This window comes from Phyllobacterium sp. UNC302MFCol5.2 (assembly GCF_000686005.1).
GTDB classification, from domain to species: domain Bacteria; phylum Pseudomonadota; class Alphaproteobacteria; order Rhizobiales; family Rhizobiaceae; genus Phyllobacterium; species Phyllobacterium pellucidum.
In genome coordinates this window covers 1,047,552-1,060,341 of sequence record NZ_JMLL01000010.1, presented here as the reverse complement: position 1 = coordinate 1,060,341, position 12,790 = coordinate 1,047,552, and the positions used below count along the sequence as shown (strand labels likewise).

At 60.6% G+C, this 12,790-nt stretch carries 10 protein-coding genes; 4 read left to right on the top strand and 6 right to left on the bottom strand.

Annotated features, from left to right (window positions below; translation table 11 throughout):
• Window positions 1-73 precede the first annotated feature (73 nt).
• Both BR48_RS0107090 and BR48_RS0107085 read left to right on the top strand, forming a co-directional pair.
• On the top strand, window positions 74-1,462 hold the full coding sequence (locus tag BR48_RS0107090) for a M20/M25/M40 family metallo-hydrolase (protein WP_027230649.1): 1,389 nt from the start codon (window positions 74-76) through the stop codon (window positions 1,460-1,462).
• A 17-nt stretch (window positions 1,463-1,479) separates the two neighbouring features.
• Window positions 1,480-2,097: a ribonuclease D gene (locus BR48_RS0107085; protein ID WP_027230648.1), complete on the top strand. Its 618-nt coding sequence runs from the start codon at window positions 1,480-1,482 to the stop codon at window positions 2,095-2,097.
• Window positions 2,098-2,111: 14 nt separating this feature from the next.
• On the opposite strand, the gene BR48_RS0107080 is transcribed toward BR48_RS0107085, so the two are convergent.
• Complete coding sequence (locus BR48_RS0107080; RefSeq protein ID WP_027230647.1) at window positions 2,112-3,227, bottom strand: acyltransferase family protein; 1,116 nt, start codon at window positions 3,225-3,227, stop codon at window positions 2,112-2,114.
• Between the two features lie 345 nt (window positions 3,228-3,572).
• Entirely contained in the window at window positions 3,573-3,731 is a 159-nt protein-coding gene (locus BR48_RS26160; protein WP_155810823.1) for a hypothetical protein, read from the bottom strand.
• A gap of 180 nt (window positions 3,732-3,911) precedes the next feature.
• Here BR48_RS26160 and BR48_RS0107070 point away from each other — a divergent pair, with 180 nt between their 5' ends.
• On the top strand, window positions 3,912-6,092 hold the full coding sequence (locus BR48_RS0107070; RefSeq protein WP_027230646.1) for a transglycosylase domain-containing protein: 2,181 nt from the start codon (window positions 3,912-3,914) through the stop codon (window positions 6,090-6,092).
• A gap of 45 nt (window positions 6,093-6,137) precedes the next feature.
• Here the strand turns inward: BR48_RS0107070 and glpK are convergent, their stop codons facing one another.
• Complete coding sequence (glpK, locus tag BR48_RS0107065) at window positions 6,138-7,628, bottom strand: glycerol kinase GlpK (protein ID WP_027230645.1); 1,491 nt, start codon at window positions 7,626-7,628, stop codon at window positions 6,138-6,140.
• Between the two features lie 120 nt (window positions 7,629-7,748).
• Between glpK and BR48_RS0107060 the strand changes: the two genes are divergently transcribed.
• A complete protein-coding gene (locus BR48_RS0107060; protein WP_027230644.1) occupies window positions 7,749-8,498 on the top strand; it encodes an SDR family oxidoreductase in 750 nt (249 codons plus the stop codon).
• Between the two features lie 119 nt (window positions 8,499-8,617).
• Here the strand turns inward: BR48_RS0107060 and xylA are convergent, their stop codons facing one another.
• Genes xylA through BR48_RS0107045 form a run of 3 tightly spaced genes read right to left on the bottom strand, consistent with a single transcriptional unit; the run spans window position 8,618 to window position 12,649 of the window.
• Entirely contained in the window at window positions 8,618-9,928 is a 1,311-nt protein-coding gene (gene xylA, locus BR48_RS0107055; protein ID WP_027230643.1) for a xylose isomerase, read from the bottom strand.
• Entirely contained in the window at window positions 9,925-11,379 is a 1,455-nt protein-coding gene (gene xylB / locus BR48_RS0107050) for a xylulokinase (protein ID WP_027230642.1), read from the bottom strand. Before xylB ends, xylA begins: the two co-directional genes overlap by 4 nt.
• Before the next feature lie 25 nt (window positions 11,380-11,404).
• The gene (locus tag BR48_RS0107045; protein ID WP_027230641.1) at window positions 11,405-12,649 is read right to left on the bottom strand and encodes an ROK family transcriptional regulator; all 1,245 of its coding nucleotides are present in this window, start codon (window positions 12,647-12,649) and stop codon (window positions 11,405-11,407) included.
• Window positions 12,650-12,790 lie beyond the last annotated feature (141 nt).

Below are 12,790 nucleotides of genomic sequence, written 5' to 3'. Positions count from 1 at the left end.
TGCCCCTCCTGATAAAATGCGCTAATAAGAACTCCCTTTACGAGTCCCGGTCCACAGATAATCAGGAAATGCCATGCCAGCTCTCGAACCCGTCTTGAACGCACTTGATAACAATCTCGACAACAGTCTGGAGCGGCTTTTCGACCTGTTGCGCATCAAGTCGATCTCCACGGATCCGGCCTATAAGGATGAATGCCGCAAGGCGGCGGAGTGGCTCGTCGCCGACCTCAAATCCATAGGCTTTGACGCGAGCGTGCGCGATACGCCGGGGCACCCGATGGTCGTCGCCCATCACGATGGTCCAGGTGCTGATGCGCCCCATGTGCTGTTTTACGGCCACTACGATGTGCAGCCCGTCGATCCGTTGGAGCTTTGGGAAAACGATCCCTTCGACCCCGCGATCAAGGATGCCGGCAATGGCCGCAAGATACTGACGGGCCGCGGCACGTCCGACGACAAGGGCCAGCTGATGACCTTCGTCGAGGCCTGCCGCGCTTACAAGCAAGTGCACGGCCAGCTCCCGGTGAGGGTGTCGATCCTCTTCGAAGGCGAGGAAGAATCCGGCTCGCCTTCGTTGAAGCCCTTCCTGACGGCCCACAAGGATGAGCTCAAGGCGGATTTCGCGCTGGTCTGCGACACGGGCATGTGGAACGTGGAAACGCCGGCCATCTCGGTTGGGCTGCGCGGCCTCGTCGGCGAAAACATCACCGTCAAGGCGGCCGATCGTGATCTCCACTCCGGCATGTTCGGCGGCGTCGCCGCCAATCCGATTCACATTCTTGCGAAGGCGCTCGCCGATCTGCACGATGAGAACGGCGCGGTGACTGTCCCCGGCTTTTATGACGGCGTCGAAGAAACACCGACGCAGATCCTGCAGATGTGGAAAGGTCTTGGCACCACGCCGGAAAACTTCCTCGGACCGGTCGGTCTTTCGATCCCTTCCGGCGAAAAGGGCCGCTCGGTCCTCGAACTCGTATGGGCGCGCCCAACGGCCGAAATCAATGGCATTACCGGAGGCTATACCGGTGCCGGCTTCAAGACCGTGATTGCGGCGGAAGCGTCGGCGAAGGTGTCGTTCCGCCTCGTTCACAAGCAGGATCCGGCGAAGATCCGCGAGGCCTTCCGCGCTTTTGTCCGCGAGCGGATCCCCGCCGACTGCACGGTGGAGTTCCACGAGCATGGCGGCTCGCCGGCAATCCAGCTTGCCTATGAATCACCGCTTTTGACCAAGGCGAAGAATGCGCTGAGCGACGAATGGCCGAAGCCGGCAGTACTCATCGCCATGGGCGGATCCATCCCGATCGTCGGCGATTTCCAGCGCATGCTGGGCATGGATTCCCTGCTCGTTGGCTACGGCCTGGAGGATGACCGAATTCACTCCCCCAACGAAAAATACGAACTCACCTCGTTCCACAAGGGACAGAGGTCCTGGGCGCGCATCCTCGATGCGCTGGCCCGCTAATTGAAAGAGACAGGCCGATGACAATTCGCTTCCACCGCAACGATCTTCCCGATCTCAGCCGCTACCAGGTCGATGCGGTTGCCATAGATACGGAGACGCTGGGCCTCAATCCGCATCGCGACCGCCTGTGTGTGGTGCAGATATCACCCGGCGATGGCTCCGCCGACGTCATCCAGATCGACCGGGACCAGAAGACGGCGCCGAATCTCGTCAAGATTCTGGGCGACAATGCCATTACCAAGATCTTCCACTACGGCCGGTTTGATGTTGCGGTGCTGTTCCACACCTTCGGCGTGATGCCAAAACCCGTATACTGCACCAAGATCGCATCAAGGCTGTCGCGCACCTATACGGACCGGCACGGCCTCAAGGACCTGTGCAGCGAACTGCTCGAGGTCAACCTGTCAAAACAGCAGCAATCGTCCGATTGGGCGGCGCCGGATTTGTCACAGGCCCAATTGGAATATGCCGCGTCCGATGTGCTCTACCTGCATCGGTTGCGCACGATCCTTCAGCACCGTCTCGTGCGCGACGGGCGGGCGGAAGAGGCGGTAGCCTGCTTCGAATTCCTGCCGACCCGCGCCAAGCTCGACCTCATGGGTTGGGACGAGCAGGATATTTTCGCCCATAGCTGAGTAAAGCTGCAGTTCTATTCGGCCGAAGCCATCGCCTCACGTGTGGCGGGGGCGCGGTCGATATGGGCCCATTGCGGCCGCTTGAACAGGAATTGCCCGTAGCCGGTCCACTGGATCAATCCATAGAGGATGACCGGGCCGATCACGCCGCAAATCACGGTGAGGAGCGAAATCGTGCCGATATCGGTGATGATGCCAAGCTTCAACAGGATCGTGCGGGCAAGCGCCATCGGCAGGAAGAAGGCGAGGTAAACGACGATCGAGTGCGCGCCGAGCCAGCGCAGCGGTTTGACGAGCCAGGCTTGCGAAGCGCCCAATCTGGCGAGCAGTGCCGAAACCGATACGATGGCAAGCGCTCCGGCAAAGCCGGCGGCAAGCGAGATTATCGGGACGCTGCTCCAGCCACCAAGACCGCCGGACGTATAGGATTCTTCCGGGATCCACGCTGCGAACGGTTGCGTTGCCGGGTGAAAGACGAGCCAGCCGTTGACGAGCGCCCAGACGCCGAGCACGCCGAGCGCCGTTGCCGGACGCTCCCGCAGCCAGGCAGCAAGACGGAAGATGACAGGCGCGAAGGCGTAGCCTGCAAAGAAATAGACGTAGCGGCTGCAGAATTCATCGATGACCAGCCAGCCGGTGTGAATTGGCAGCGTCTCGAGAGCGGCAGCAATGATAAGCACGACCCAGACATTCACGTGTCTGATAAGGCGCGTGACGACGAAGAATAACGGCAGCAGATAGATGAACCACAAGGTTCCAAACGGCTGGATGAAGGACAGAAGATACGCGGAGATGGCGCCGTCGCCGCCGCTTTCCGCAACGATACCCGGCGCCTTGAACAGGAACTGGATCGTCAGCCAGAGCACGTAGAAATAGGCAAAATGCACGATTTTGCGGTCGGCATAGCGCAACCACGGGCGATCGATGACAAGGCCGAGGAAAAGGCCGGAGATCATGAAAAAGTCCGGCATGCGGAAGGGCTGGGCAAAGGCGACAACCGCATGCATCCAGCCGCGCGCGCCCGCCTCGTTCTCGACGCCGAGCACCGAATGCATCATCACAACGAAGATGATGCAGATTCCCTTGGCAATATCGACCCAATCGACGCGCGTCTTTTCAATAGTATTCATGAATGTTCTTCCCAAGCCAACCGGCACCTACATATAGGAAAAAACAAAAATCGAAATAAAATTCAGGTGATGCGCAGAAGCTGATTGCCAATAAGCCCCAAAAACAAAAGAGCCGGGCTAAGAGCCCGGCGAATTGTGAACGCTAATGCGTCCAGAGGGGAACACGCAACGAGCGAAAAATGGGAGGAGAACCACTCGTTACGCAAGAATTAAAATAGAACCGGGCCCAAATCTTTTCAAGGGCCGCAAGATAATATTTTACGCGTGGCATTATTTGGAAATCGCGAAGAGGGGCTGCGGGGCTTTGATCCCAAGTCAGAAGCTCTCTCTAGAGCGCCCACGGCGCTATTGCGGAAGGTCTTTGCACACGCCATGCCCGCGCAGCTGGCAACCGCCAAGACGGTATTGCGCTTCCGCGTCGGGCTTGGGGTTTAGCCGTTCGATAGCCCCGCCGCCACAGCCGCTCAACAGGATGCCAAGTGCGGCCAGAATGAAAAGACGCATGTGTATGCTCCGAGTGATGCTTTCTCGACCGTAACGATCGCCCACAGCATTCTCAACCACCCCGTGGCTGCGATTTTCCCACATCACGCACAATTTAACCGCACCTTAAATCGCCGCATTTACCCTGCATCGGGTCGCGGGATCATTCTTCGAACGCATACGGGGCGAGACTACTCATTCATGGCACGCGGCACGGGCAAGCAACGTATCGAACCGCGCTTTGGTTCGGATCGCCGTTCGGGCGACGATTTGCGCGCAGATCCGGAGGACAGGCCAGTGGCAAAACGCAAGACGACGCGCAAGCCCGCCGCATCCAGGCGGCGCAAGACGCGTCGTAGCGGAGGTGGCGGCTTCATCGGCCTCCTGCGCCGCATGGTCTACTGGTCGATGGTCCTTTGCCTGTGGGGCGGTATCGGCCTTGCCGGCACTGTCATCTATTTTGCCGCGAAGATGCCGCAGACGACGACCTGGGCCATCCCGGATCGTCCGCCAAACGTGAAAATCGTTTCGGTCGAGGGCGATCTCATTGCCAATCGCGGCGCTTCCGGCGGCGAGGCCATCAGCCTGCACGATATGTCGCCCTATATTCCCGAGGCCGTCGTCGCCATCGAGGACCGGCGATTCTATTCGCATTTCGGCGTCGATCCGATCGGGTTTGCCCGCGCGATGGCAACCAATCTCATTTCCGGACGGCTTGTGCAGGGCGGCTCCACCATTACCCAGCAGCTTGCCAAGAACCTGTTCCTGACGCCCGACCGGACCATCGAGCGCAAGGTGCAGGAAGTGCTCCTCGCGCTGTGGCTGGAGCGCAAATACACCAAGGATCAAATCCTAGAAATGTATTTGAACCGGGTCTATCTGGGCTCGGGTTCCTACGGCGTCGCGGCTGCGTCCCGGCGCTATTTCAACAAATCCGCCAAGGAGGTGACGCTGCCTGAGGCAGCGCTCATCGCCGGGCTCCTCAAGGCGCCGTCACGCCTTTCGCCGGCGCGTGATCCGAAAGCCGCTCGCGAGCGGTCGCAGCTCGTGCTCGCGGCCATGCGCGAACAGGGCATGATCGGCGACAAGGAGTTGAGCTTTGCCATGAAGCAGCCGGCCACCCGGGCTGCCTCCTATTGGAGCGGCTCGGAGCAATATGTCGCTGATCGCGTCATGGAGGAATTGCCGGGTCTGATCGGCGATGTGCGCAGCGATGTCATTGTCGATACGACGGTCGATCTCGGCTTGCAGAAGCTCGGCGAAGCGTCGATTCGCGACCTCATCAGCAAGAACGGCGAAAAGCTCAATGTGTCGCAGGGCGCAATGGTTTCGATCGACGGCACCGGTGCCGTGCGGGCGCTGATCGGCGGCTATGACTATGCCAACAGCCAGTTCGACCGCGCCAGCGAGGCCAAGCGGCAGCCGGGCTCGGCCTTCAAGCCCTTCGTTTATCTCTCCGCCCTGGAGCAGGGATTTACACCGGAATCGGTGCGCAATGACGCGCCAATCCGCATCGGCAACTGGACCCCAGGCAACTTCAACGGCAAGTATTTCGGCAAGGTTACGCTTGCCGAAGCCCTGGCGCGCTCGCTGAACTCGGTGTCGGCGCAGCTCGTCATGGAAGTTGGACCGAGCACGGTGGTGTCGACGGCGCATCGGCTCGGCATCGAATCGAACCTTACCGCCAATGCATCGCTCGCGCTCGGCACGTCCGAAGTGACCCTCCTCGAACTCACCGATTCCTTCGTGCCCTTTGCCAACGGCGGCTACAAGGCGCCGATCCACATCATCCGCCGCGTGACGACCAACGAGGGCAAGGTGCTCTACGAATTCAAGCGTCCGCAGCCGTCTCGCGTTATCGATGAGCGCAATGTCGGCATGATGAATGCCATGTTGCGCCAGACCGTTGACAGCGGAACCGCCACCAAGGCGAAGTTCGGCTGGCCGGCGGCGGGCAAGACCGGCACAAGCCAGAATTTCCGTGATGCCTGGTTCATCGGCTATACGTCAAACCTGACCACCGGCGTATGGTTCGGCAATGATGACGGCAAGCCGACCAAGAAGATCACCGGCGGCTCGCTGCCCGCCATCGCCTGGAAAGATTTCATGGTCGCCGCGCATAAGGGTGTGCCGGTGGCGCAGCTTCCGGGCGATTATCAGCTGCATCAGCAGGTCATCGAGGGCAACGATGTTCTTCCCGGATCGGGCGACAGCGTTCCCGCTGCCGAGGGCGTGCCGTCGGCCCAGCTCGATCCCGCAGGCCAGATGCCGCCAGCCGACCTTGGAGATCAGACTGGATCGACCCATCCCGTGCCGCCCGGCAGTGTGAGTGGCGGCAAGGGGCGCAAGACAACCCTGTTCGATCTGATCATGGGCAATTGATCGATGTTTTGCGCGGTTTTGCATCGCGCAAGCATCGCTGAACAGTTACTGGCTCAAGGTACGCTTGACGGCCGTTTTCCAGCCCGCAATCTTCGCCTTGCGGGTCTTCTCGTCCATCTTCGGCGTGAACTGCGTCTCGCGTTCCCAGGTCTTGGCGAAATCGCGCCGGTTCGGCCAGATGCCTGCTTTCGATCCAGCGAGCCATGCGGCTCCAAGCGCTGTCGTTTCCAAGATTACCGGCCGGTCCACGGGTGCATCCAGGATGTCAGCAAGTCGCTGCATGGTCCAGTCTGACGCGACCATGCCGCCATCGACGCGCAGCACGGTCTTTTTGTCCGATGCCTTCCAGTCCTTGCGCATGGCGTCGAGAAGATCGCGGGTCTGGTACGCGACGGATTCAAGCGCCGCGCGGGCAAACTCGGCCGGGCCGCTGTTGCGCGTGAGGCCATAGATCGCGCCGCGCGCTTCCGAATCCCAATACGGTGCGCCGAGCCCGACGAAGGCCGGCACAAGATAGACGTCCTGGCTCGGATCGGCGTGATCGGCGAGTTTGCCGGTCTCCGGCGCCGAGCCGATGATCTTGAGGCCGTCACGCAACCATTGGACGGCCGCGCCGGCAATGAAGATCGAGCCTTCGAGTGCATAGGTGGTCTTGCCGTTGAGGCGGTAGGCGATCGTCGTCAGCAGGCGGTTCTTCGAAAGGACCATATCGCTGCCGGTGTTGAGCAGGGCAAAGCAGCCGGTTCCGTAGGTCGATTTGAACATGCCGGGTTCGAAACAGGCCTGGCCAATGGTCGCCGCGTGCTGATCGCCGGCGACGCCGAGGATCGGAATTGCCGCGCCGAGCAGCGAGGCTTCGGCAGCGCCGTAGTTGGCGGCGCAGTCCTTCACCTCAGGAAGCATCGCCCGCGGAATGCGCAGGATCTCAAGAAGCTCGTCATCCCACGCATTGGTCGCGATATTGAAGAGCAGCGTGCGCGACGCATTGGTGGCGTCGGTCGCGTGCACCTTGCCACCGGTCAAGCGCCAGATGAGGAAACTGTCGATGGTGCCGAACAACAGCTCGCCATTGGCCGCGCGCTTGCGGGCACCGGGTACCTTGTCGAGCAGCCATGCGAGCTTGGTGCCGGAAAAATAGGGGTCGAGCAGCAGCCCGGTCTTGCGCGTGAACGTCTTCTCCAGCCCCTGCTTCTTCAGCTTCTGGCACAATGACGCCGTCCGGCGGTCCTGCCAGACGATGGCGTTATGGATCGGTTTGCCGGTCGTTCGATCCCAGACGATAACTGTCTCGCGCTGGTTGGTTATGCCGATGGCGGCGACATCGCCGGCCTGAATCCGGGCATTTTCGATGGCGACTTCGCATGTGCTGAGCACCGACTGCCAGATTTCGTCGGGATCATGCTCGACCCAGCCCGACTGCGGGTAGATTTGGGTGAATTCCTGCTGGCTTTTACCGACCACGTGGCGATTGTGATCGAAGACGATGGCGCGACTCGAAGTCGTGCCCTGGTCGATGGCCAAAACATATCCGTTCATGCTTCCCCCCTGATTTGGCGCCAAGATATTTGCTTGGTTGGACCAGATCAATCGCTGCGACATGATAAGCCTCGAATTTAGGCTGATCTTGCTCTAAGGCTGATGCAACGGAGTATCGCCATGTCCAATGATGAGCCACGCAAGGTCCTTGTCCTTACCGGAGCAAGCCGCGGTATCGGCCACGCTACTGTCAAGCGCTTTTCGCGCGCCGGCTGGCGCGTGATCACTTGCTCGCGCCAGGATTTTTCCGAAAACTGCCCTTGGCCTGCGGGTCCTGACGACCATATCAAGGTCGATCTTGCCGATCCTGCCGACGTCGATCACGCTGTCGCGGAGATCCGCAGCCGCCTCGCGGCCGAGGGCGGCAGGCTGAACGCACTCGTCAACAATGCCGGCATATCGCCGAAGAACAGTGCCGGCGACCGGCTCGATTCGATCGTTACCCCGATGCAGACGTGGATGACGGTGTTCCAGGTCAACTTCTTCGCGCCGATCATGCTCGCGCGCGGCCTGTTCAACGAACTCGAGGCTGCCCAGGGTTCAGTGGTCAACGTCACGTCGATTGCCGGCAGCCGCGTCCATCCATTTGCTGGTACGGCCTATGCCACGTCGAAGGCCGCACTTGCTTCGCTGACGCGTGAAATGGCTTCGGATTTCGGACCGCACGGCATAAGGGTCAACGCGATCGCGCCGGGCGAGATCGACACGGCCATCCTGTCACCGGGGACGGATAAGCTCGTCGAGCAACTGCCGCTGCGCCGGCTTGGCAAGACCGCCGAGGTTGCCGAGACGATCTATTTCCTCTGCACTGAATCCTCATCTTATGTGACCGGATCCGAGATTCATATCAACGGCGGCCAGCACGTTTAGCGCAGGTACGATGGGGCGGCGGAAGTTTCATCGCCACCCCGACCCTCCCCACAAGGGGGAGGGAGGGAGCGGGCACCGCAGTGTTGTCGGCGACCAACCGTACGGAAGGCTTCGAACGGTCAAACGTAGCGGTTGACGATATTTTCCAGATATTCCTGCCGGCCGGAGCGCGGCTGCGGCTGGAGGTTCTTGTCCTCGACCCGTTTGGCGATCGCGTCGAGCGATTCGTTGCCCGAGAGCATCGCCTGCGCCTCCGGCGTCGACCATCCGGCATAGCGATCGTCGACGAAGCTCGTCAGCGCATTGTCCTCGATCATCTTTGCCGCTGCCTTGAGGCCACGCGCGCAGGTATCCATGCCGCCAACATGGGCGATCAGAAGATCCTGCGGGTCTATCGACTGGCGGCGCAGCTTGGCGTCGAAATTCGTGCCGCCTGTGGTGAAGCCGCCGGCCTTCAGCACCTCGTAGTAGGCGAGCGCGATTTCCGGAGCATTGTTCGGAAACTGGTCCGTGTCCCAGCCCGACTGGTAGTCATTGCGGTTCATGTCGATGGAGCCGAATATGCCGAGCGCCGCCGCTGTCGCCAGCTCATGTTCGAACGAATGGCCGGCAAGGATGGCGTGGCCCTGTTCGAGGTTGACCTTCACTTCGTTCTCCAGGCCGAAACGCTTCAGGAAGCCGTAGACCGTCGCCGCATCGTAATCGTACTGGTGCTTGGTGGGTTCCTGTGGCTTGGGTTCAATGAGGATCGTGCCCTTGAAGCCGATCTTGTGTTTGTATTCGACGACGAGGCTTAGAAACCGGCCCATCTGGTCGAGTTCACGCTTCATGTCGGTGTTGAGCAGGGTCTCATAGCCCTCGCGTCCGCCCCATAGCACGTAGTTTTCGCCGCCAAGCTTCTGCGTCACGTCGATACAGCTTTTGACGGTGGCTGCCGCATAGGCGAAGACGTCTGGATCGGGGTTCGTGGCTGCGCCCGACATATAGCGGCGGTTGGAAAAGAGGTTGGCCGTGCCCCAGAGCAATTTGGTGCCGGTCTTTTCCATCTTGCCGGCGAAATAGTCGGCGATCTCGTGCAGGCGGCTGTTGCTCTCATTGATCGTGTCGCCTTCGGGACGCACATCCGCGTCATGGAAGCAGAAATAGGGCGCGCCGAGGATAGAGAACATTTCAAAGGCAACGTCGGCCTTCAGTTTGGCGCCTTCCATCGTGTCGTTGAACCAAGGGCGTTCGAAGGTCTGGCCGCCGAACGGATCGCCGCCTGGCCAGACGAAGGAGTGCCAGTAGGCGACGGCGAAGCGGAGGTGATCCTCAAGGCGCTTGCCAAGGACCTTCTCGTCGGGATTGTAAAAGCGGTAGGCGAGCGGATTGTTGCTGTCCGGCCCCTCATATTTGACTGGCTTGATATCTCCGAAAAACCCGCTGCTCATGATTGAACTCCCTTAAGTGCTGGATAGAGGTTGTGATAGCGATTGTAGGCCGCGTCGAAGGCCACGATCAGGTTCGCGTCCGGTTCGATGGTCGTATCCGTTGCGGGGGCGACGCAGATGGCATGCGGGTCAGCGCCTTCGGCAGCGATAAGCCCGAGGCGAGCAGCACCAAAGGCCGCACCGAAATCCCCATCCGCCGGTACGTCGACCGGTATGTTGAGCGCGGTGGCAATGGCTTTCAGCCAGTAGGTGGAGCGCGATCCGCCGCCGACAGCCGTGACGCGCTCAAGCCTGGTGCCGGCGGCAGCCAGGGCATGAAGGCAATCGCGGAAGGCGAAGGCAACACCTTCTAGCACGGCCTGTGTCAGAGCCGCCCGGTCGCTCGCATGTTCGAGCCCCTGAAACGACCCGCGGATCGCTGAATCGTTGAGCGGGGTGCGTTCACCTGAAAGATAGGGCAGGAACGTCACGCCCGATGGAGTGCGCAGATCTGCTCCAAGTTCGTCCGTGAGTTCGGCGGCTTTGCGGGAAACGATCCCGGCATACCAGTTCAGGGCGTCGGTCGCCGAAAGAATAACGCCCATCTGGTGCCACGTGTCCGGCAGCGCATGGCAGAATGTGTGCACGGCGCTTTCAGGGTTTGGCAGATAGGCGCGGTTGGCGGCAAACAGCACCCCGGAAGTTCCGAGCGAAACGAAGGCATGGCCTTCTCCGACAGTGCCCATGCCGCAGGCCGATGCCGCATTGTCGCCGGCCCCGCCTGCTACCACCACCTTGTCGCCCATGCCCCAGCGCGCGGCAACATCTGGCTTCAGGATGCCGGACACCTCGGTTCCCTCGACCAGCGAGGGCATGTAGCTTTCATCGAGGCCGGTTGCGGCAAGCAGTTCCGGCGACCACGCGCGCTTGCCGACATCGAGCCAGGACGTGCCGGCCGCGTCGGACATTTCGGACACATGTTCGCCGGTCAACCAGAAGCGCAAATAATCCTTCGGCAACAGAACGCGCTGCAGCCGCGCAAAAATATCGGGCTCGTTGTTGCGAACCCAGGCGATCTTCGGGGCGGTGAAACCGGGGAAGACGATGTTGCCGCTGAGGCTGCGGAATTTCGGGTTGGCGTCGAGTTCGGCTGCTTCCGCGTGGCTGCGGGTGTCGTTCCAAAGGATGCAGGGCCGCAGCACCTGATCGCCGGCATCGAGCAGTGTGGCGCCGTGCATCTGTCCGGAGAGGCCGATACCCTTGACGGCAGAGAGTTCGCGGCCATGGTTCGCCTTGAGCGCGGCAACAGCGTCTTCCGTCGCCCGGATCCAGTGCGAAGGGTCCTGTTCCGACCAGCCTGAATGCGGGCGCGAAACGTCGAGATGTCCCGTGCCGGAGCCGACGATCTTTTGGTTCTCGTCGATCAGAAGTGCTTTGACACCGGATGTGCCGAGGTCGAGCCCGAGATACATGCTGGCTTCCTTCCTTCCTTGGGTGTTAGAGGGCGTGCTTCAATTGAGGGTCCTTGAGGTCGCCCGGCGCGAAGATCTGCGTGTCGAGGTGAAGCAAGGACGTCATCAGGCAGCCTTGTACGATAAGCGGATGTTCGTCCGGATAACAGCGTATGCTGAGATCCTGCGTCGCGCCCCAGCCGGAAGTGCCGGAAATGACGCCGCGCAATTCCTCTTCCATGAGATCGAACACACCGGCCCCGGGTCCAACCAATGCCACCGGCACGGGATCGATCAATGAAAACAGGCTGCGAAGGCCTGCGCCGATCGCCTGGCCGGCCTTGCGGAAGGCCGCACCCTCATCGCCGTCACCACTACGGGCCCGGCCGGCGGCGGCCGCGAACGTCGAGGGATCTATATCCTGCGGCGGCGGGGTGGATTCATTCTCGCCCGATATCGTCCGCAGTATGGCATAGTCGCTGGCATAGGCCTCGATGCAGCCCCGCCGGCCGCATCGGCACAGCGCGCCTTTAGGGATGTGTAACATGTGCCCGAACTCTGCGGCCGAAGAGTGCGCCCCGACGAAGGGCTTGCCCTTGAGATAGAGGCCCATGCCGATGCCATGCGACAGCAAGATTGCTGCGAAATTCTCCGTGTAGTGTTCCGGATCGGTCCAGCGCAACGCTTCAGCTATCATGTTGCAATCATTGGCGACCGAAACATCCACGCCATAACGCTGCGACAGGACCTTGCCGAAGGCGATGTTCGTGTCCGGCGTGATCGGCGACCACAGCATGGTGGCGCCCGTGGCGTCGGTAACGCCCTGGACCCCCATGGAAATGTGCATCAACGGGCCGGTCACTGAAGGCCGTGTATCGATGAGGCTGTCCAGCATGGCGAAGATCGATTGAAACAGCGCCTCCGCCGACATTTCAAGGGTCGGCACCCGTTCCGAAATTTCAGCGACGACCTGGCCCTTGTAATCGTAGAAAACCGCATGGACGAGGTTAAGCGCGAGCTCCACGGTCACCACGCTCGCAACGTCTGGGTTGAGCACCAAGGCAATTTGCGGGCGCCCGCGGCGGTTGGAACCGAGGTCGCCCTCGCGCGCTTCGATGATAATGCCCTCGGAAATCAGCGAGGTCGTGATGGCGGAAACAGTCGAGGGGCTGAGCCCGGTCTGGGCCACGATATCGGTGCGCGACAGGAGGCCGTGACGGCGCAAAGCCGTCAGCGCAAGTCTACGATTCTGGCGCCTGACATCGTCGGGACGCGCGATCTCATCGATCAACAAACTCCACTCCTCCCCATAACCCGCTTTTTGTGCAATGCAAAAATGTTGTTGCGTTGCAATGGGTTATGCCTATCAAAATCCATGTTGACATGGAAATGCTTTTAAGTCACTATTTTTTTCGAGCCTCGAAATAAAAGA